Raw genomic sequence first — 19208 nt, 5'->3', positions numbered from 1 at the left:
TGCTGACGCTGGGCAGAGCGGCTGACGCCCGCTCAGGACCACCCATGTCAACCAATCACGCTTGCGGACTCCATCCGCAGGACAAACGGTATTCTGTCCAAATGACGAGTTGACGTCACTGTTATATTGCATACCAATCTGTCGGGCGATCAGAGCGCGCCCGACCTTGCGCGTCTGACCCAAAAAGAACGGGGGGCGGAGCGCCGCCCGACCGACATTCAGGGAGGGATGGAGCCATGAAGACGAAAGCCGCCTGTCTTGCCGTACTGCTCGCGGCGGGATTGTTCCCCGGACTGGTCCAGGCGCAGGGCAAGCCCGTGCGCATCGGCGTTCTGAACGACATGTCGGGCATCTACGCCGACGATCAGGGGCCGGGGTCGGTGATCGCCGCCCGCATGGCGGTGGAGGATTTCGGCGACCGGCTGGGCGTTCCGGTGGAGGTCGTCGCGGCGGATCACCAGAACAAGACCGACGTCGGCGCCGCCATCGCCCGGCGCTGGTTCGAGCAGGACGGGGTGGACGCCATCCTTGACGTTCCCAATTCGGCCATCGCGTTGGCCGTGGCGGGGTTGGCGCGGGATCAGAACCGCGTCTTCATCGCGTCGGGCGCTGGAACCTCCGACCTGACGGGGAAATCCTGCACGCCCAACAGCGTCCATTGGACCTACGACACCTGGGCGCAGGGCCACAGCATGGGCCAGATTCTGACCGCGCAGGGCGGCAAGCGCTGGTACTTCATCACCGCCGATTACGCGTTCGGCAAGGATCTGGAGAAAAACGCCGCCGACGCGGTGGTCGCCGCCGGGGGAACCGTGCTGGGATCCGCCCGCCACCCGTTGGGAACCTCGGATTTCTCATCCTTCCTGTTGCAGGCGCAGGCGTCGGGGGCCGACGTGATCGCCCTGGCCAACGCTGGCGGCGACACCGTCAACGCTCTGAAACAGGCGTCGGAGTTCGGCGTTGGCGGCAAACAGCGCGTCGCCGCCTTGATCCTCAACATTGTGGGAATGCCCGCCGTCGGGTTGGCGGCCAGCCAAGGCGTTTCGGTGGTCAGCGCCTATTACTGGGACCGCAACGACGGCAGCCGGGATTTTGCAAAGCGCTTCGCCGCCCGCCATCCGCGCGGCAACGTGCCGAACGACATGCAGGCGGGCGTCTATTCGGCGGTTCTGCATTATCTGAAGGCGGTGCAGTCGCTGAAAAGCGCCGCCGACGGGCGGGCCGTGGTGGCGGCGATGAAGGCGACGCCGACCGACGACCCGCTGTTCGGACAGGGCAGCGTGCGCGCCGATGGCCGCAAGCTGCACCCGCTCTATCTGCTGACGACCAAGGCGGAAAAAGACTCGCGCGGCGGCTGGGATTACTTCGCCGTCACCGGAACCATCCCGCCCGAACAGGCGTGGCGCCCGCTGGCCGACGGCGGCTGTCCCTTGGTCAAGGGCTGACCGCCACGCGACTGTTTGCGGCGAGGGCGTTTACGGCAAGGCGACCGTGCGACGTTCCGCCGAACTGCGGGCGCAGGCTTCCAGCACCGCCATGACGTGGCGCGCCGATTCCGCCGTCACCGGCAGGGTCTCGCCGTCCAGGATGGCGGCGGCGACGCTCCGGTAAAAGGCCGGATAGTCGCCCGGACGGGTTTCCACCACCCGCTCCCCGCCGTCGGCCTCGTACAGCCGCCCGTACAACTCCGGCTCGTCCAGCCCCCAATCGCCGCCGCTGGGGCGGCGACCGGCGCGCAAGGCGGCCTCCTGCCCGTCCATGCCGGATTTCAGGAAGCTGCCCGCGTCGCCGTGGATCTGGAAGCGCGGCCCCGGGCGGCACACCACCGTCCCGGCGTGCAAGATCGCCCGCATCCGCCCGTAATTCAAAATCAGGTGGAACCAGTCGTCCACCTCAGCCGCGCGGCGCTGGGGGCCGACGTCGGCGGTGACGGTGTGCGGCATGCCGAACAGGGTCAGCGCTTGATCGATCAGATGCGCGCCCAGATCGAACAGCACGCCCGATCCCGGCAAGGGCTTTTCCCGCCAGCCCGCTTTGATCGCCGGGCGGAAACGGTCGAAATGCGCCTCATACTGGTAAATCTCACCCAACGCGCCGCTGTCCACGCAATCGCGCAAAGTCAGGAAATCGCCGTCCCAACGCCGGTTGTGGAACACGGTCAACAGGCGGTCTTGCCGGTGGGCCAGCTCGATCAGTTGATCGGCCTCCCGCGCCGAGGTCGCCATCGGCTTGTCCACCACGACATGCTTGCCCGCCAGCAGCGCGGCGCGGGCGAGAACCGCGTGGCTGGTGTTGGGGGTGGCGATCACCACAAGGTCGATGGACGGATCGTCGAGAATGGCGGCGGGGCTGGACACCGCCACCGCCTCCGGCGCGGCGCGGCGGATGTCGTCCACCCGTGAGCTGGCGATGGCGGCCAGCCGCAAGCGCGGCTCGCCCTGGATCAACGGCGCGTGAAAGACCGACCCGGCAAGGCCGAAGCCGAGAAGCCCGACGGACAGCGTGGTGGAGGTCATGGGCGCGTTTCCTCGATAAGCCGTGTTTGTCGCCGTCGCGGGTCAGGCGCCCGCGTGATGGGTCCGGTGAACGGTGTCCAGATGGGCGGCGGCGCCGCTCAAGGCCGGGTTCTCGACCAGGATGAGCCAGCTTGGCACGGGCCGCAAGTAGTCGGCCATCCGTCCCTTCGCCTCGAACCGGGCGCGGAACGGGCTGGCGGCGAGAAAGGCGGCGAAGCGCGGGGCGATTCCGCCGCCGACATAGACCCCGCCGCGCGCGCCCAAACTCAGCGCCAAATTGCCCGCCGCCCCGCCCAACAGGGCGCAATAGGTGGTCAGCGTGCGGGCGCACAGCCGATCCAAACTCCCCTCCCCGCCGCTCGCCGCCCGGCGGGTGATTTCGGCGGCGGGCAAGGCGTCGGTGGGCAGACCCTGCACGGCGGCGATGGCCCGGTGCAGCCGCTCCAGCCCAGAGCCGCAGAGCACGCTTTCCAACGACACCCGCCCCCGCTCGCCGCGCACGCGGCGCAGCGCCTCAATCTCCAAATCCTCCACCGGGGCCAGATCGGCGTGCCCGCCCTCGGCGGACAGGGCGATCCAGCCATGCGCCGTCGGCAACGCGCCCGACATGCCAAGCCCGGTGCCGGGCGCGATCAAGGCCAGCGGGCGGCCCGGCTCGCCGAAAGAATCGCCGTCGCCCAACCGCATCACCTCCGCCGGACCCAGACGCGGCAGGGCCAGCGCCAGCGCCTCGCAATCGTTGATGAGCAGCAGCGGGGCGAAGCCGAAGCGCTCGGCCACGGCGCGGACGGAAAAATCCCAATTGCGGTTGGACAGAACGATGCGGTCGCCCACCGTCGGCCCGGCCACGGCGACGCAGGCGGCGTGCGGGCGGACCCCGACGCGCTCCAGATAGGCGGCGACGGCGTCGGGCAGGTTCGGGTAATCGGCGGCGGGCAGGCTGTGGACGGCGGTCGGCGCGGCCCCCGGTTCGGCGACCAGGGCAAAGCGCGCGTTGGTCCCGCCGATGTCGGCGACAAGCGCCGGCCATACGGTGTCGGTCATGCGGATCTCGGTGGTGGGATGTTGTGGTGGTGGGCGGCGTTCTGTCCCTCTCCCGTTTCGGGAGAGGGTGGCCCGCAGGGCCGGGTGAGGGGTGAACCAAGAATCAGGCGGCGTCGCCCATGCGCGAACCCCTCACCCTTCCCGCCGCTGCGCGGCAGGCCCCTTCCCTCTCCCGAAACGGGAGAGGGACAATCAGGCGGGCGACCAGAAGACGGCGGCGGGCGTCCGCGTCTGGCGCAGGATGCCGCGCACCGGCAGTTCCGCGACCGGCCCATCCTCTTGCGCGCGCTCCAGAACCGCGCGTTTGGCCGCGCCGGTGATGAGGACGACGATCCGCCGGGAATCGAGCAGGCGCGGCAGGGTCAGCGACAGGCGCGGGTGCGGCGCGCTGGGGGAGCGCAACGCCCGGCAGGGCGACGGGCCATCCAACGCGCTCGCCAAGTCCGGCGCGTCGGGGAACAGCGAGGCGACATGACCGTCCTCCCCCATGCCCGTCACCACCAGATCGAAGGGCGAGGCCAACACCCGCAGGGTGGCGGCGCAGGCGGCCTCCCCCGCTTCCGGCGTCGGCGCGCCGTTGAACAGCGGGACGAAGCGGATGGCCGGGGCCGCCGCCAACAGCGTGGCGCGCAGGGTGGCGGCGTTGCTGTCCGGGCTGTCGGGCGGCAACCAACGGTCATCGACCAGCGTCGCCGTCACCTTGGCCCACTCCACCGCCCGTTTCCCCAGCGCGATCAGAAAGGGCGACGGCGTCCGCCCACCGGGCAGCGCCAAACTGGCGCCCCCGCGCGTGGCGATGGCGTCGGTCAGCAAGGCTTCCGCCTCGTCGGCCAGGGTTTCGGCCAGCGTGGCGGCGTCGGGGAACACACACAAAGGGGCGGTCATGCGGCGGCTCCCAAAACAACAGGGTCAGCGTCTTTAACGGCGGACTCGTCCTCGTGCCACGTCCGCCCGTCGCGTTCGATCATGGCGATGGCCGAGGATGGCCCCCAGGTTCCAGCGGTGTAGGGCTTGGGCCGCTCGCCGCTGTCGCGCCACGCGCCCAACAGCCCTTCGGCCCATTCCCAGGCGCCTTCCACCTCGTCGCGGCGCATGAACAGGGTTGGGTTGCCGCGCACCACGTCCATCAGCAATCGCTCGTAAGCGTCGGGAACCCGCCGCTTGAAGGTTTCGGCGAAGCTGAGATTGAGCGCGGCGGCGCGCAGGCGCAAGCCCCCCGGTCCCGGCTCCTTGGTCATCAGGCGCAAACGGATGTGCTCGTCGGGTTGCAGGCGCACCACCAGCCGGTTGGGCAGAGTCGCCCCGGCGGCGGCGCCAAAGATGCTGTGCGGCACGGGGCGGAATTGGATGACGATTTCCGACACGCGTTGCGGCAGCCGTTTGCCGGTGCGCAGGTAAAAGGGCACGCCCGCCCAACGCCAGTTGCGCAATTCGGCCTTCAGGCTGACGAAGGTTTCCGTGGCGCTGTCGGCGGCCACCCCCTCCTCGTCGAGATAGCCCGCCACCGGCTCGCCGTCGATGGCCCCGGCGCGGTATTGGCCGCGCACGCTGTGGGTCAGGGCGTCGGCCCCGGTCAGCGGGGCCAGCGCCCGCAGAACCTTCAGCTTTTCGTCGCGCACCGCCTCGCGCTCCAGCGAGGCCGGGGCCTCCATCGCCACCAGACAGAGCAATTGCAGCAGGTGGTTCTGCACCATGTCGCGCAGCGCGCCGGAACGGTCGTAATAGCCGCCGCGCCGCTCGATCCCCAGCGATTCCGCGACGGTGATCTGCACATGGTCGATGCCGCCGCTGTTCCACAGCGGCTCGAACAAAGCGTTGGCGAAGCGCAGGGCCAGCAGATTTTGGACGGTTTCCTTGCCCAGATAATGGTCGATGCGGAAAATCTGCCCTTCGGCGAAGACCGCGCCAACCTCGTCGTTGATCCGCCGGGCCGAGGCCAGATCGCGCCCAATCGGCTTTTCCAAAACCACGCGCGAGCGCGCCGTCGCCAGCCCGGCCCGCTCCAGCCGTTGGCAGATCGGCCCGAACAGATCGGGGTGGGTGGCGAGGTAGAAGACCCGCACCTTGTCGGCGCCCCCCTCCAGCAGCGCGGCCAGCGCGTCCCAGCCCTCCGCCCCTTGCGCGTCAGCGGTGACATGGTCGAGCCGGGCGAGGAAGCGGTCGGTCGCATTGGGATCCAGCGGGGCGGCGTGCCGGGCCAGCGCGTCCGCCGCCTGCGCCCGGAACTCCGCCCCGCTGAGGGCTGAGCGCGAGACGCCGATGATCCGCCCGTCGTCGGGCAATTGGCCGTCGCGGTCGCGTTCGTACAGCGCGGGCAGCAGCTTGCGCAGCGACAGATCGCCGGTCGCGCCGAACACCACATAGTCGAAGGACGCCACACGCTCGATGATGGGACTCATGGGAGGAAACGCCTGTTGCTGCCGGACCCGATTGTTCGCGCCCACACTAAAACCACGACCGCGCCGGGGGATCCGGTTTCCGTGTAACAGCGGCGTATCAACCGCTTCGCCCTGTTACGAAAACCGCCTTTGTAACGCCAACGTAACAGCCGCCCCACAACGAAAGCGCCCTGTTACCAAATAGTCCGCCCCGCGCATCATCGGACGGGTACAGTAACCGTCAGACAAACGACCGCGACCAACCAACAGCGGTCCAACAGCAACCTGTTACGGGAGGGACCAGAATGCGCGACCCGCGTTATCCGACGGCGACGACCGCGCGGACGTCCTCGCGGGGGTATGCCCATGGCTTCGCTCCATGATCGGCCCCCTTCCGGCGAGGATCGCCCCATGACCTTGCAGACCCCATCCTACAAAGCCGCCGCCATCAGCGCGCAAAACAACCAAACGCAATCCGGCGACGCGCCTGCCCGCTCCAGCTTTGGCGAGCTGGTTCAGCGGCACCTGTCGAAGCTGGTGGTGGCCCCGTCCTTCGCGGCGATTCTGGTGTTCGTCTACGGCTTCATCCTGTGGACGGTCTACATCAGCTTCACCAACTCCCGCATGCTGCCCAGCTACGAGCTGGTCGGGATGGACGCCTACACCAAGCTGTGGAAGATCGAACGCTGGTACGTCGCCATTGAAAATCTGCTGATTTTCGGCGGGCTGTTCATCGGCGTCAGTCTGGCCATCGGCATCGTGCTGGCGGTCATGCTGGACCAGCGCATCCGGGGCGAAGGGGTGCTGCGCACCATCTACCTCTACCCGATGGCGTTGAGCTTCATCGTCACCGGCACGGCGTGGAAATGGATCCTGAACCCGTCCATCGGCATCCAGGAATTCGTCCGCGATCTGGGCTTTCCGACCTTCACGTTTGACTGGATCGTCCAACAGGACACCGCCATCTACACGCTGGTGATCGCGGCGGTCTGGCAAAGCTCCGGCTTCGTCATGGCGCTGTTTCTGGCGGCGCTGCGCGGGGTGGATCAGGAGATCATCAAGGCGGCCTATCTCGACGGGGCCAGCCTGCCGCGCATCTATTGGGGCATCGTTCTGCCCTCGGTCCGCCCGGTGTTCATGAGCGCCTTCGTCATCCTGGCCCATCTGGCGGTCAAGAGCTACGACCTCGTCGTGGCGCTGACCGGCGGCGGTCCGGGTTACGCGTCGGACCTGCCCGCGACCTTCATGTACGAGATGACCTTCCGGCGGAACCAGATTTCCATCGGCTCGGCCAGCGCCATGATGATGCTCGCCACCGTCGTCGCCATCATCGTCCCGTACCTCTATTCCGAGTTGAAAGGGGGCAAGCGTGTCTAGCCTGACCTCCGCGCTGCCGCCCGCCGAAGGGATGGGACCGCGCGTCGCCCGCTGGGGCCTGTATCTCATCCTGTTGCTGTTCGCGGCCTATTACCTGCTGCCGCTGGTCGTCATGCTGTCCACCTCCTTCAAGAGTTTGGACGAGATTCGCACCGGCTCGCTGCTGTCGCTGCCGCGCGACATCAGCACCGACGCCTGGATCTACGCCTGGACCCGCGCCTGCATCGGCGCCGATTGCCGGGGCATGGCCCCCTATTTCATGAACTCGCTGGTCATCGTCATCCCGGCGGTCATCATCTCCACCCTGTTCGGGGCGTTGAACGGCTACGCGCTGACCAAATGGCGCTTTCGCGGGGCGAATGTGGTCTTCGCGATGATCCTGTTCGGCAGCTTCCTGCCCTCCCAAGTCATGCTGTTGCCGATGGCGCAGACGCTGGGCTTTCTGGGGTTGGCCGGGTCGGCGGGCGGCTTGATCCTGGTCCATGTCGTCTATGGACTGGCCTTCACCACCCTGTTCTTCCGCAACTATTACGTCAGCATTCCCGACGATCTGGTGAAGGCGGCGACCATCGACGGGGCTGGCTTCTTCCAGATTTTCACCAAGATCATGGTCCCGCTGTCGCTGCCGATCATGGTCGTCACGATCATCTGGCAGTTCACCCAGATCTGGAACGACTTCCTGTTCGGCGCGTCTTTCGCGGCGGGCGGGGCGCAGCCGGTGACGGTGGCGCTGAACAACCTTGTGAACACCACCACCGGCGTCAAGCAGTACAACGTCGACATGGCCGCCGCGATGATCGCGGGCCTGCCCACCCTCGTCGTCTACGCGCTGGCCGGAAAATACTTCATTCGCGGTTTGACCGCTGGCTCGGTCAAGGGGTGATTTGACATGGCGACTCTCAGCATCAACAACGTCCGCAAGCAGTATGGCAGCGTCGAAGTCCTGAAAGGGATCGACCTCAGCCTGACCGACGGCGAATTCCTGGTCCTGCTCGGCCCCTCGGGTTGCGGCAAATCCACCCTGCTCAACATGATCGCCGGGTTGGAGACCATCAGCGCCGGGGAAATCCGCATCGACCAGCGGGTCATCAACGGCGTTCATCCCAAAGACCGCGACATCGCCATGGTGTTCCAGTCCTACGCGCTGTACCCCAACATGACGGTGGCGCGGAACATCGGCTTCTCGCTGGAAATGCGCGGCCAGTCGAAAACGGAACGCGACGGCGCCATCCAGCGCGTCGCCAAGCTGTTGCAGATCGAACATCTGCTGGACCGCAAACCGGCCCAACTGTCGGGCGGCCAGCGTCAGCGCGTCGCCATGGGCCGCGCCCTGGTCCGCGACCCCAAAGTGTTCCTGTTCGACGAGCCGCTGTCGAACCTGGACGCCAAGCTGCGCGTGGACATGCGCACGGAAATCAAAAAGCTGCACCAGCGGTTGGGCACCACCGTCGTCTACGTCACCCACGACCAGATCGAGGCGATGACGCTGGCCAGCCGCATCGCCATCATGAAGGAGGGCGTCGTCCAGCAATTCGCCCCACCGCAAGAGGTGTATGAGCGGCCCGCCAACATGTATGTGGCGAGCTTCATCGGCTCGCCGACGATGAACTTCATCCGGGGGACGCTGGCCGCCGAGGGCGACAGGCTGGGCGTCAGCGTCTGGCAGGACCGCACCGCGTCCGACGGCGGCCCCTGCCGCTTCCTGCCGCTGCACGAGGCCCCCGCCCAGGCCGACCGCTGGCTGGGCCAGGAGGTCATTCTTGGCGTCCGGCCCGAGGCGATCACCTGCTACGACCCGACCATGGCGGCGGGCAACCCGGCGCTGGTCAAGGTCGGCTGCCCGGTGAGCGTGCTGGAGCCGACCGGCGCCGACACCATCACCTACATCCAGTTGAGCGGCCAAGAGGTCGTCGCCCGCATCAAGCCAAGCGACACGCCCGTCGAGGGCGAGGTCGCCGACTTCATGATCGACATGGGCCGCGCCAACCTGTTCGACCCCAAAACCGAACAGCGCCTTTGAGTCGGATCGCCTCTCGACCGCCCATCCCCCTCTCCCCCCGGGGAGAGGGCCGGGGTGAGGGGGATCCGCCGCCGGAACCGTCCGGCAGGCCGCGCCCCCTCACCCTAACCTCTCCCCGGGGGGGAGAGGAGACAGTCCCGACGCCACCCCAAAAAACGCAAAAACAAAACCCCCGACCCAACCGATGGCCGGGGACGGGAGGAACCATGTCCATCCACAGCCGTGTCGGCGGGATCACGGGCCGCCTGTCGTTGGCCTTCGGCGGTCTGGCCGCCTTGGCGCTGGCGCTCGCCGCCCTGTCGCTCGCCAGCTTCGCCACCGTGCGCGACGGGGCCGAACAAGCCAACCGCAGCCGCGACGCGTCCGACGCCCTGTCCGCCATCGCGCAGGCCGTCTCCGAACAGCATTTGGGCGTGCGCGGCTATCTGCTGGCGGGCGACACCCGCTTTCTGAACAGCTTTGAAACGGGCCGCCGGTCCTTCGACCGATCCTTCGCCAAGCTGACCCGCATGGCGGATGGTGACGCCGACCAAACCGTCCGCCTGACCGCGCTGGCCGACGCGCTGAAGGGCTGGGTCGGGCAAGCGGTGGCCAAGCAAATCGCCCTGATGGCCAACCCGACCACCCGCGACGAGGCCCGCGCCATGGAGGCCGCCGGGGCCGGGCGCGCTGGGATCGAGCGCATCCGGCAGGCCATCGACGATCTGCGCGCCGCCGAATCCCAACGCATGGAGCAACTGACCGCCGGGCAGGAGGCCGAGGCCGAACGCGCGCAAATCCTGCTGATCGCCGGAACCGCCATCGTCCTGCTGCTGGCCGCCGTGATGAGCGTCGTTGCGGCGCGCGGCGTCGCCCGCCCGGTGCGGCGGATGACCGGCCTGATGGCCCGGCTGGCCGACGGCGATTTGGACGTGGACATCCCCGACACCAACCGGCGCGACGAAATGGGCGGCATGGCGCGCGCCCTGGCGGTGTTCAAGGACAACGCCCAACAATCCCGCCATCTGGCCGCCGAACGCGAACGCGAGCAGCAGGCCAAGCTGGAGCGCGGCCTTGCCCTGGAGCGCGCCATGCAAGCCTTCGAGGCCGACGTCCACGCCGTGATCGGCGGGTTGATGCAGGCGTCGGCTCACTTGGACGAGACCGCCTGCGCCGTGGCGGGAATCGTCGAAGAGACCGACCGCCATTCGCTGACCACCGCGCGCACCGCCGAACAGGCCAGCGTCAACATTCAAACCGTCGCCTCCTCGGCGGATCAGCTTTCCGCCTCGATCAACGAGATCGGGCGGCAGATGGACTCCTCGCGCCGGGCGTCGGACAACGCGGTGGCGGCGGTCGGCGACGCCGACGGCGCGGTGCGTGAACTGAACCAGGCGGCGGGCCGCGTCGGCGAGGTGGTCGGCCTCATCACCAGCATCGCCCAGCAAACCAACCTCTTGGCGCTGAACGCCACCATCGAGGCGGCCCGCGCCGGAGAGGCCGGGCGCGGTTTCGCCGTCGTCGCCGGAGAGGTCAAGGCGCTGGCCGCCCAGACCGCCCAGGCGACCGACGAGGTGACGGCGCAGATCGCCGCCATCCAGGGCGTCATCACCACCACGGTGCAGGCGATTGGCCGGATCGGCGGCATCATCGGCGACATGAACGGCATCGCGTCCGCCGTCGCCGCCGCCGTGGAGCAGCAGGCCGCCGCCACCGCCGAAATCAGCCGCGCCGTCACCGGAGCCGGTCGCCTCTCCCACGCGGTGAAGGAGGATGTCGAGGAATTGGCCCGCGCCGTCGCCAACACCGGCCGGTCGGCGGCGGAGGTGCGTCAACGCTCCGCCGACGTGTCGAACGGGGCCGCCCGGCTGAACGGCGAGTTGGCAGGCTTCCTCGACCGGGTGAAGGCGGCGTAAACCCGCCGTCCCCTCAACAATTCGCACACACCGTCATTCCGCCGCCCGATCCGTCATTTCGCCGGACATCGGGGGCGGAACCGGCGCTTTGCCCGCTGTTGTCCGGCCGGTCTTCGGGGCCACCCTTGGGGCTGCGACAGGATGTCGCCAACCGCGCAAACACAGGGGATGGCCGTGGCTACGATGAAGGTTCTGGTTCTGGGCGCCGGCAAGATCGGCTCGATGATCGCCACCCTGCTGACGCAGACCGATGATTTCGCCGTCACAATCGGCGACCGGGACGAGGCGCTGTTGGCGCGGGCCGAACGGGCGGGCCTGCGGGTCCAGCGCGTGGACGTTCAGGACGCGGACTCGCTGCGCGCCGCCATGGCCGGACAGAACGCGGTGCTCAGCGCCTGCCCCTTCACGCTGACGCCGCTGATCGCCAGCGCTGCCGTCGCCTGCGGCGCCCATTACCTGGATCTGACCGAGGACGTCGCCGCCACCCGCAAGGTGAAGGAATTGGCGGAAACCGCCAAGACGGCGCTGATTCCGCAATGCGGGCTGGCGCCGGGCTTCATCTCCGTCGTCGGCCATGATCTGGCCCGGCGGTTCGACCAGTTGCACAATCTGCATCTGCGCGTCGGCGCCCTGCCGCAATACCCGACCAACGCCCTGAAATACAATCTGACCTGGAGCACCGACGGGCTTATCAACGAATATTGCAACCCGTGCGAGGCCATCGTCGACGGCAAGCCGCGCGAGGTCATGCCGCTGGAAGGCGACGAGCGTTTCGCGCTGGACGGCGTGGATTACGAGGCGTTCAACACGTCGGGCGGGCTGGGGTCGCTGTGCGAGACGCTGGCGGGCAAGGTGCGCAATCTGGATTACAAGACGGTGCGCTACCCCGGCCACCGCGACATCGTCCGCCTGCTGATCCGCGACCTGCGTCTGGGCGAACGCCGTCATCTGCTGAAGGACGTTCTGGAAACCGCCGTGCCGCTGACCTTGCAGGACGTGGTTCTGGTCGTCGCCACCGCCACCGGCGTGCAGGATGGCGAGTTGCGGCAGGAAACCTTCGCCACCAAGATCTACAGCAAGACCATCGGCGGGCGGGTGTGGAGCGCCATCCAGGTGACGACCGCCGCCGGGATCTGCGCCATCCTCGACCTGCTGCGCGAGGGCGGCATCCCGCAATCCGGCTTCATCCGGCAGGAACAAGTCCCGCTCGACGCCTTCCTCGCCAACCGCTTCGGCAAGCATTACGCCGGTTGATCCAAAGCCCGCGCGGCGGGGACGGTCGCCGTCCCGCCGCGCGGGCTTTGGATTACTGCGCGCCGTCGTAGGGGAAGGGGTGAATCTGCCGCGTCGGCGAGGTGCGCCGGTCGTGCGGGCAGGCGTAATGCAGGCAGGAACGGCGGTAGAGATCATCCAGGCGGGCGATTTCACTCTCCTCCGCCCGGCGGCGGGCGATGCACAGCATGTCCCACACCATTTGCCGCAAGGCGGCGTGGCCCCACGGTTCGCGCATCATGTCGGCGCCGCGCTTGATCGCCTCTTGCATCGTCAGATGTTCGTGGGCGGCGATCACGGCGATTTCATCCTGCGCCAGAAAACCCGTCTCGGGCGCGCGGGGCAGATCCAGGATCGGCATTGGGCGTTCTCCCTCGATTGTGACTGTGGCTCGACGTCTTGCGCGACGATTTGGAACCGTTCCAACGGTTCTTGCCCTCAATTGCGGGGCGTCTTGCAGTGTATCGGCATCTTCATTGTTTCCACAACAAACGGAATGTCGCAGGACTTTAGCCAGGGGGGGCCGCCGCCGGTCATAGACCCGTCCGAGATCCGTCGCCGTCATCGCCAAGGGGGGGGGCTTGCAACAGGGGGGAGGGCGACGCCACATAGTCCTCACGCACGACCGATCCCGTGCCATGGAGATTCAGGATGACCCCCGAGGAACGCACCCTTCTGACCGACCTGTTCCGCAATCTGCGCGAGGCGGAATCCCAGCCGCGCGACGCCGACGCGGAAAGCTTCATCCGCCAGTCGGCGCAGAGCCAGCCCTTGGCCCCCTATTACATGGCGCAGGCCATTCTGGTGCAGCAGCAGGCGTTGGGCGCCGCCCACACCCGCATCGAGGATCTGGAACGCCAGTTGAAAGAGGCGCAGAGCAAGGCCGCCCAACCGGCCCCGACTCCAGCGGCGTCGGGCGGCAGCTTCCTGTCCAACGCGCTTGGCCTGGGCCGCAGCCCCTGGGGCGCCCGGTCCGACGCCCCGGCGGCGGCCCCGCAACCCACGGCGGCCCCCGCGCGCAGCCCATGGGCCGCGCCGCCGCAGGCCAGCCCCTACGGTCAACCCGGCTACGCCCCCAGCCCCTATGGCCAGCAACCGGCCTACCCGCCCCAACAGGGCTTCGCGCCGCAAGGCTACGCGCCGCGCGGCGGCGGGTTCCTGGCGGGCGCGGCGCAGACCGCCGCCGGGGTGGCGGGCGGCATGCTGGCGGCCAGCGCGATTTCCTCGCTGTTCAGCCATTCGTCGGGCGCGCTCGGCGGCGCGACCGGCGCCGCCGCGCCGATCAGTGAGACGGTGACGAACGAAACCGTCGTCAACAATTTCTACGGCGAGGGCGCCGCCCCGCCCGTGCGCGAGGTGGCTCACCAACAGCCCGCCGACCAGCAAACCGCCGACTACCAAAGCGACGAGGGATCCTTCGACGGCGGCGGGGACAGTGGCGGGGATGATTCTTGGATCTGATTGCTGGATCCGAAGCTGCGTTTTGACGGCGTGAGCAGGCGAGGCCGGTGTCGAACCGGCCCGCCGGTGCGCGCCGTCGTTACGGCCCGTCGGCCAGCGCGCGCAGGGCCGCGCGGTCGCAGTGGAAACGGTTGGGCCGCGACTCATCCAACACGCCCTGGCGTTTCAGTTCGGCGACCACGCGGCTGGCGGTTTCGGTGGTGATGCCCAGCACCGCGCCGACATCCTCGCGCCCGAAGAAATCACAGTCGTCCTGCTCGTCAATCAGGGTCAGGAACAGCCGCGCCACCCGCGCCCGCGCGCTGCCGGTGCCAAGCTCCACCAGAAAGGCGTCGGCGCGCTCCACCGCCTGATGCCAGCGCCGCAGCAATTGCTGGTGCAGATGCTGCGTCTCCTCCGACAGGCGTTGAATGACGGCGCGCGGGATCCGGCAGGTCAGCACCGGATGAACCGCGATGGCGGTGTGACGGTACGGCTCGCCCAAGGCCGCCTCCAGCCCCGCCGTGTCGCCCGCGCGCAGCAGCCGCACGATGCGCTGGCCGCCGTTGGGCAGATACTGCACCAGCTTCACCAGCCCGCTGCGCACGGTGTAGAGCGCCTGCGGCTCGTCGCCGACATGGTAAAGCGCCGCGCCGGGCGCGACGACGATCTCGTCGATGGGCAGATGGATGAGGCTGAAATCACCCTCGGTCAAATCGGCGAACAGGGCGGTTTCGCGGATGCCGCAGCCCTTGCAGTTGGCCAAGCCCCGCCACGCCGCGCCAATGTCGGTCTTTTTCACCCCGCAACCCCGTCTGGGCGCGCGGGACGGCACGGCGAAAGAACGAAGCGGATCATGGTCGTCGCGATGGTCATGGCGCGCAGTGTCGCAGTTTTCCGCCGCCGCTCCAAGCCTGCCAATCCAACCACAGGGCAATCGCCCCCGCCTCAATCGCGGAAATAGCCGGGGTAACGGTCGCGGATGGTGTCGATCAAACCCAGCGTGCCGGACAGATGGTCGCGCAAATGCCGCTGGGCCAGATCGGGATCATGGGCGGCGATGGCGGTGACGATCAGGCTGTGGTCGCTGTGGATCTTCACCGTCTTGCCCGGCGTCGGCAGATGCAACTTGCGCAGCCGCTCCAAATGGCCGCTGCGGCTGCGCACCAGCCGCCACAAATCGGGCACCCCCGCCGCCTCGTACATCGCGCGGTGAAAGGATTGGTCGAGCGCCCAGAAGCTCTGAAAATCTTCGGTGTCGGCCATGGCGTGCTGACGCGCGAGGTTCGCTTTCAGGCCCGCGATCACGGTTTCGTCGGCGCTGAGCGCCAGCGTCCGCACCACCTCCAGCTCGATGGAGCGGCGCAGGAATTGGGTCTGGCGCGCATGGGTCAGGTCGATGGCGCTGACCAGCGTGGCGTGCTGGGGGAAGATGTCCACCAGCCCCTCTTCCGCCAGCCGCAACAGGGCGTCGCGGATCGGGGTCTGGCTCAGCCCGAACTGTTCCATCAACTCGACGCGGGACAGGACGGCGCCGGGCTTGAGGTCCAGCGCCAGGATCCGTTCCCGCAGATGATCGAACACCTGCGGGGCGGCCTGTCGGCCCCGGTCCAGACGCATGGGAAGCACGCTCGCCCCGGCACTCATCGACGGATACTCCGCTGTCGTCATCGCGCACGCGGCGCAGTTGTCGTCTGGACCGGGGCGCCCTGTCAAATCCGTTTGCCCCCTCCCTAACCCTCCCCCGCTTCACAGCGGGAGAGGGAACTCCGCCGCGCGCCACCAAGGGGCCAGCCTCCCTCTCCCGCGAAGCGGGGGAGGGCCGGGGAGGGGGCCGTCTCGTCCCAAGCCTACCGCCCGTTCGCCGACCGCCACGCCGCGAAATCAACCTTGGTCTGCTCGTCGGTCGCCGGGTAGAGGCCCAGGATGGAGCGGCCCGCCAGAACCTGTTCGGTGACGAAATCCTCGAACGCCGTCATCTCCACCGCTTCCGCCGCGAGTTCATCGGCGAGATGGGCGGGGATCACCACCACCCCGTCGCCGTCGCCGACGATCACGTCGCCCGGATAAACCGGAGCGTCGCCGCAGCCAATGGGAACGTTGATGTCGATGGCGTGGTGCAAGGTCAGGTTGGTCGGGGCCGACGGGCGGCTGTGATAGGCGCCGATGGCCAGCTTGGCGATTTCCGGCGAATCCCGGAACCCGCCGTCGGTGACGATGCCAACCGCGCCGCGCACCATCAGCCGCGTGACCAGGATCGACCCGGCGGACGCCGCGCGGGCGTCCTTGCGGCTGTCGATGACCATCACGGCGCCGGGCGGGCATTCCTCCACCGCCTTGCGCTGGGGATGGGCGCGGTCCTGAAAGACGCTGAGCGGGTCGAGATCCTCGCGCGAGGGGATGTAGCGCAGGGTGAACGCCTCCCCCACCATGGTCTCGCTGTTGGGGTTCAGCGGACGGACGTCCTGAATGAACTGGTTGCGGAAACCGCGCTTGAACAGGGCGGTGGTCAACGTGGCGGTGCTGACGGTCTTCAGCTTCGCGCGAGTTTCGGGCGACAGGCTCATGATCGGGATCTTTCCAAACATATGGAATCAGCGGGTGGGATCAGTAGATGGACGGTTCGCCGACCGGCGCGCCGAAATCGGTTTGCAGATAGTCGAAGTCGCAACCCTTGTCGGCCTGCGTGACGTGGCGGTTGAACATCCAGCCATAGCCGCGCTCGTAACGCGGCGGCGGCGGCGTCAGGGCGGCGCGACGGGCGGCCATCTCCTCGTCCGACACCTCCAGCCGGATGCTGCGGGCGGCGACGTCCAAGCTGATGAGGTCGCCGTTGCGCACCAGCGCCAGCGGCCCGCCAATGTAGGATTCCGGCGACACATGCAGGATGCAGGCGCCATAGCTGGTCCCGCTCATCCGCGCGTCGGACAGGCGGACCATGTCGCGCACGCCCTGCTTCACCAGCTTTTTCGGGATCGGCAGCATGCCCCATTCCGGCATCCCCGGCCCGCCCTGCGGCCCGGCGTTGCGCAGGATCAGCACATGGTCGGCGGTGACGTCCAGGCTCTCATCCTCGACCGCCGCCTTCATCGACGGGTAATCATCGAACACCAAAGCCGGGCCGGAATGCTTCAGGAAACGCGGCTCGCAGGCGCTGGGCTTGATGACGCAGCCGGTGGGGGCGAGGTTGCCGGTCAGCACGGCCAGCGCCCCTTCGGCGTAGATCGGGTTGTCGAGCGTGCGGATGACGTCGTCGTTGTGCACCTTGGCCCCGGCGATGTCCGCGCCCAGCGTCTGGCCCGACACGGTCAAACAATCCAAATGCAGATGGTCGCCCAACCGGGTCATCAGCGCGGGCAGGCCGCCGGCGTAGAAGAAATCCTCCATCAGATAGGTCTCGCCGCTGGGCCGGACGTTGGCGATCACCGGAACCTTGCGGCTGGCCTTTTCAAAATCATCCAGCCCGATGTCCACCCCGGCGCGGCGCGCCATGGCGATGACGTGGATGATGGCGTTGGTCGAACAGCCCATCGCCATGGCGACGGCGATGCCGTTTTCAAACGCCTCGCGCGTCTGAATCTTCGCTGGAGTCAAATCCTCCCACACCATTTCGACCGCGCGGCGGCCCGAGGCGGCGGCCATGCGGATGTGGTTGGCGTCGGCGGCGGGGATCGACGACGCGCCGGGCAGCGTCATGCCGATGGATTCGGCGATCGCCGTCATCGTGCTGGCTGTGCCCATGGTCATGCAGGTGCCGTGACTGCGGGCTATGCCCTGCTCCACCCCCAACCATTCCTGATCGGTGATGGTCCCGGCCCGCCGCTCGTCCCAATATTTCCAGGCGTCGGAGCCGGACCCCAGAATCTTGCCGTTGAAATTGCCGCGCAGCATCGGCCCGGCGGGCACGAACAGGCAGGGCAAACCGGCGCTGGTCGCCCCCATCAGCAGGGCGGGCGTGGTCTTGTCGCAACCGCCCATCAGGACGACGCCGTCGATGGGGTGGCTGCGGATCAACTCCTCCACATCCATCGCCAGCAAATTGCGGTACAGCATGGTCGTCGGCTTGACCGCGCTTTCGCTCAGCGACAAGGCGGGCAGTTCGACCGGGAAGCCGCCCGCCTGGAAGACGCCGCGCTTCACATCCTCCACCCGCTGCTTGAAATGGGCGTGGCAGGCGTTGAGGTCGGACCAGGTGTTGAGGATGGCGATGACCGGCTTGCCCACCCAATCCTCGGGCGCGTAGCCCATCTGCATGACGCGGGAACGGTGGCCGGAGCTGCGCAAATCATCGGGCGCGAACCAGCGGGCGCTGCGCAGGGTCTCAGGAGTCTTTTTGGTCGTGGTCATGGACGTCTCGCGGAGGATGGGACGGTCAAGGAATGGCGGATCAGTTGTGGACGCCCCAGCGTTGAAGCGTGCGCCGCTCGATGGTGCGGAAGACGAGGTTTTCGACGATCAAGCCGATGATGATGACGGTCAGCAGACCGGCGAAAACGGCGGGAATGTCCAGCAGGTTGCGGTTTTCAAAGATGAACCAGCCCAACCCGCCCTGCCCCGACGACACGCCGAACACCAGCTCCGCCGCGATCAGGGTGCGCCATGCGAAGGCCCAGCCGATCTTCAACCCGGTCAGGATCGACGGAAAGGCGGCGGGAATCAGGATCATGGCGACGTAGCGGAAGCCCTTCAGCCCATAATTCCGCCCGACCATCCGCAAGGTGCGCGACACGCCGAGAAAACCGGAATGGGTGTTCAGCGCCACCGCCCACAAAACCGAATGGATCAACACGAACACCAGACTGCCATTGCCCAAACCAAACCAGATCAAGGCCAGCGGCAGCAGGGCGATGGCGGGCAGCGGGTTGAACATCGCCGTCATGGTTTCCAGGAAATCGGTGCCGACCTGCGTGTTGATCGCCACCATGGTCAAGGCCGCCGCCAGCAGGATCCCCGCGACATAGCCCATCAGCAGCACCTTGACGGAGGTCAAAGCGCGGGCGGGCAGCGTGCCGTCCTCGATCCGCTCCATCATCGTGGTCAGCGTGTCGGTCAGGGTCGGGAACAGCAGAGCGTTGTCGAGGATGGTCGCGTAGACCTGCCACAGCAGGGCCAGAACCAAAATCAACAGCGTCTTGCGAACCGCGCCGTTGCCCCACAGCCGTTCAGCGAGACTGAGTTGGCGTTCCACCGCGCTTTCGGCGGCGTGGTTGTCGGTGTGGCTGGCGGCGTCGGCCACCGTGTGCATCAGGATGCGCGCTTGGCTCAT

General features: G+C 67.7%; 17 protein-coding genes. 7 read left to right on the top strand and 10 right to left on the bottom strand.

The window, feature by feature from the left end:
- The first annotated feature begins 236 nt into the window (after nucleotides 1-236).
- On the top strand, nucleotides 237-1445 hold the full coding sequence (locus D3877_RS23030) for an ABC transporter substrate-binding protein (RefSeq protein WP_119833081.1): 1209 nt from the start codon (nucleotides 237-239) through the stop codon (nucleotides 1443-1445).
- Nucleotides 1446-1475: 30 nt separating this feature from the next.
- Here the strand turns inward: D3877_RS23030 and D3877_RS23025 are convergent, their stop codons facing one another.
- The 4 genes from D3877_RS23025 to zwf form a co-directional block, all read right to left on the bottom strand.
- A complete protein-coding gene (locus D3877_RS23025; RefSeq protein ID WP_119833080.1) occupies nucleotides 1476-2516 on the bottom strand; it encodes an oxidoreductase in 1041 nt (346 codons plus the stop codon).
- A gap of 42 nt (nucleotides 2517-2558) precedes the next feature.
- Nucleotides 2559-3560 (bottom strand): glucokinase, encoded by a 1002-nt coding sequence (glk, locus tag D3877_RS23020; RefSeq protein WP_119833079.1) that lies wholly within the window; start codon nucleotides 3558-3560, stop codon nucleotides 2559-2561.
- Between the two features lie 192 nt (nucleotides 3561-3752).
- Entirely contained in the window at nucleotides 3753-4445 is a 693-nt protein-coding gene (gene pgl, locus D3877_RS23015) for a 6-phosphogluconolactonase (RefSeq protein ID WP_119833078.1), read from the bottom strand.
- Nucleotides 4442-5959, bottom strand: coding sequence for a glucose-6-phosphate dehydrogenase (gene zwf, locus D3877_RS23010; RefSeq protein ID WP_119833077.1), 1518 nt, complete (start codon nucleotides 5957-5959; stop codon nucleotides 4442-4444). Before zwf ends, pgl begins: the two co-directional genes overlap by 4 nt.
- Nucleotides 5960-6349: 390 nt before the next feature.
- Here zwf and D3877_RS23005 point away from each other — a divergent pair, with 390 nt between their 5' ends.
- The 5 genes from D3877_RS23005 (at nucleotide 6350) to D3877_RS22985 (ending at nucleotide 12484) form a co-directional block, all read left to right on the top strand.
- A complete protein-coding gene (locus tag D3877_RS23005; protein ID WP_119833076.1) occupies nucleotides 6350-7315 on the top strand; it encodes a carbohydrate ABC transporter permease in 966 nt (321 codons plus the stop codon).
- A 31-nt stretch (nucleotides 7316-7346) separates the two neighbouring features.
- On the top strand, nucleotides 7347-8198 hold the full coding sequence (locus D3877_RS23000) for a carbohydrate ABC transporter permease (RefSeq protein ID WP_119833075.1): 852 nt from the start codon (nucleotides 7347-7349) through the stop codon (nucleotides 8196-8198).
- A gap of 6 nt (nucleotides 8199-8204) precedes the next feature.
- Nucleotides 8205-9335 carry an ABC transporter ATP-binding protein gene (locus tag D3877_RS22995; RefSeq protein WP_119833074.1) on the top strand — a complete coding sequence of 377 codons (1131 nt, stop codon included), beginning with the start codon at nucleotides 8205-8207 and terminating at the stop codon, nucleotides 9333-9335.
- A gap of 206 nt (nucleotides 9336-9541) precedes the next feature.
- Nucleotides 9542-11230, top strand: coding sequence for a methyl-accepting chemotaxis protein (locus D3877_RS22990; RefSeq protein ID WP_119833073.1), 1689 nt, complete (start codon nucleotides 9542-9544; stop codon nucleotides 11228-11230).
- Nucleotides 11231-11413: 183 nt separating this feature from the next.
- Nucleotides 11414-12484 carry a saccharopine dehydrogenase family protein gene (locus D3877_RS22985; RefSeq protein WP_119833072.1) on the top strand — a complete coding sequence of 357 codons (1071 nt, stop codon included), beginning with the start codon at nucleotides 11414-11416 and terminating at the stop codon, nucleotides 12482-12484.
- 52 nt (nucleotides 12485-12536) lie between these two features.
- Here D3877_RS22985 and D3877_RS22980 read toward each other — a convergent pair whose 3' ends face one another.
- Entirely contained in the window at nucleotides 12537-12863 is a 327-nt protein-coding gene (locus D3877_RS22980; RefSeq protein ID WP_119833071.1) for a hypothetical protein, read from the bottom strand.
- A 290-nt stretch (nucleotides 12864-13153) separates the two neighbouring features.
- On the opposite strand from D3877_RS22980, the gene D3877_RS22975 reads away from it, so the two are divergent.
- On the top strand, nucleotides 13154-13963 hold the full coding sequence (locus tag D3877_RS22975) for a DUF2076 domain-containing protein (RefSeq protein ID WP_119833070.1): 810 nt from the start codon (nucleotides 13154-13156) through the stop codon (nucleotides 13961-13963).
- A gap of 79 nt (nucleotides 13964-14042) precedes the next feature.
- Here D3877_RS22975 and D3877_RS22970 read toward each other — a convergent pair whose 3' ends face one another.
- From D3877_RS22970 to D3877_RS22950, 5 genes are all read right to left on the bottom strand, one after another.
- Complete coding sequence (locus D3877_RS22970) at nucleotides 14043-14744, bottom strand: Crp/Fnr family transcriptional regulator (RefSeq protein ID WP_119833069.1); 702 nt, start codon at nucleotides 14742-14744, stop codon at nucleotides 14043-14045.
- Between the two features lie 146 nt (nucleotides 14745-14890).
- A complete protein-coding gene (locus tag D3877_RS22965; RefSeq protein WP_119833068.1) occupies nucleotides 14891-15589 on the bottom strand; it encodes a GntR family transcriptional regulator in 699 nt (232 codons plus the stop codon).
- A gap of 203 nt (nucleotides 15590-15792) precedes the next feature.
- Nucleotides 15793-16509 carry a ribonuclease activity regulator RraA gene (locus D3877_RS22960; protein WP_199720901.1) on the bottom strand — a complete coding sequence of 239 codons (717 nt, stop codon included), beginning with the start codon at nucleotides 16507-16509 and terminating at the stop codon, nucleotides 15793-15795.
- Between the two features lie 40 nt (nucleotides 16510-16549).
- Nucleotides 16550-18289 carry an L-arabinonate dehydratase gene (araD, locus tag D3877_RS22955; RefSeq protein WP_119833067.1) on the bottom strand — a complete coding sequence of 580 codons (1740 nt, stop codon included), beginning with the start codon at nucleotides 18287-18289 and terminating at the stop codon, nucleotides 16550-16552.
- A 40-nt stretch (nucleotides 18290-18329) separates the two neighbouring features.
- Nucleotides 18330-19208 (bottom strand): ABC transporter permease, encoded by an 879-nt coding sequence (locus D3877_RS22950; RefSeq protein WP_119833066.1) that lies wholly within the window; start codon nucleotides 19206-19208, stop codon nucleotides 18330-18332.

The sequence above is a fragment of the Azospirillum cavernae genome (genome assembly GCF_003590795.1).
Classification (GTDB): domain Bacteria; phylum Pseudomonadota; class Alphaproteobacteria; order Azospirillales; family Azospirillaceae; genus Azospirillum; species Azospirillum cavernae.
The sequence above is the reverse complement of the archived record's forward strand: the minus strand, read 5'-3'. Positions and strand labels throughout refer to the sequence as shown.

Excerpts from the sequence above, each read along its gene's own strand:
- D3877_RS23030 (WP_119833081.1), top strand. The coding sequence starts at position 237 with ATGAAGACGAAAGCCGCCTGTCTTGCCGTACTGCTCGCGGCGGGATTG.
- D3877_RS23025 (WP_119833080.1), bottom strand. The coding sequence starts at position 2,516 with ATGACCTCCACCACGCTGTCCGTCGGGCTTCTCGGCTTCGGCCTTGCC.
- glk (WP_119833079.1), bottom strand. The coding sequence starts at position 3,560 with ATGACCGACACCGTATGGCCGGCGCTTGTCGCCGACATCGGCGGGACC.
- pgl (WP_119833078.1), bottom strand. The coding sequence starts at position 4,445 with ATGACCGCCCCTTTGTGTGTGTTCCCCGACGCCGCCACGCTGGCCGAA.
- zwf (WP_119833077.1), bottom strand. The coding sequence starts at position 5,959 with ATGAGTCCCATCATCGAGCGTGTGGCGTCCTTCGACTATGTGGTGTTC.
- D3877_RS23005 (WP_119833076.1), top strand. The coding sequence starts at position 6,350 with ATGACCTTGCAGACCCCATCCTACAAAGCCGCCGCCATCAGCGCGCAA.
- D3877_RS23000 (WP_119833075.1), top strand. The coding sequence starts at position 7,347 with ATGGGACCGCGCGTCGCCCGCTGGGGCCTGTATCTCATCCTGTTGCTG.
- D3877_RS22995 (WP_119833074.1), top strand. The coding sequence starts at position 8,205 with ATGGCGACTCTCAGCATCAACAACGTCCGCAAGCAGTATGGCAGCGTC.
- D3877_RS22990 (WP_119833073.1), top strand. The coding sequence starts at position 9,542 with ATGTCCATCCACAGCCGTGTCGGCGGGATCACGGGCCGCCTGTCGTTG.
- D3877_RS22985 (WP_119833072.1), top strand. The coding sequence starts at position 11,414 with ATGAAGGTTCTGGTTCTGGGCGCCGGCAAGATCGGCTCGATGATCGCC.
- D3877_RS22980 (WP_119833071.1), bottom strand. The coding sequence starts at position 12,863 with ATGCCGATCCTGGATCTGCCCCGCGCGCCCGAGACGGGTTTTCTGGCG.
- D3877_RS22975 (WP_119833070.1), top strand. The coding sequence starts at position 13,154 with ATGACCCCCGAGGAACGCACCCTTCTGACCGACCTGTTCCGCAATCTG.
- D3877_RS22965 (WP_119833068.1), bottom strand. The coding sequence starts at position 15,589 with ATGAGTGCCGGGGCGAGCGTGCTTCCCATGCGTCTGGACCGGGGCCGA.
- D3877_RS22960 (WP_199720901.1), bottom strand. The coding sequence starts at position 16,509 with ATGAGCCTGTCGCCCGAAACTCGCGCGAAGCTGAAGACCGTCAGCACC.
- araD (WP_119833067.1), bottom strand. The coding sequence starts at position 18,289 with ATGACCACGACCAAAAAGACTCCTGAGACCCTGCGCAGCGCCCGCTGG.
- D3877_RS22950 (WP_119833066.1), bottom strand. The coding sequence starts at position 19,208 with ATGAGCCAAGCGCGCATCCTGATGCACACGGTGGCCGACGCCGCCAGC.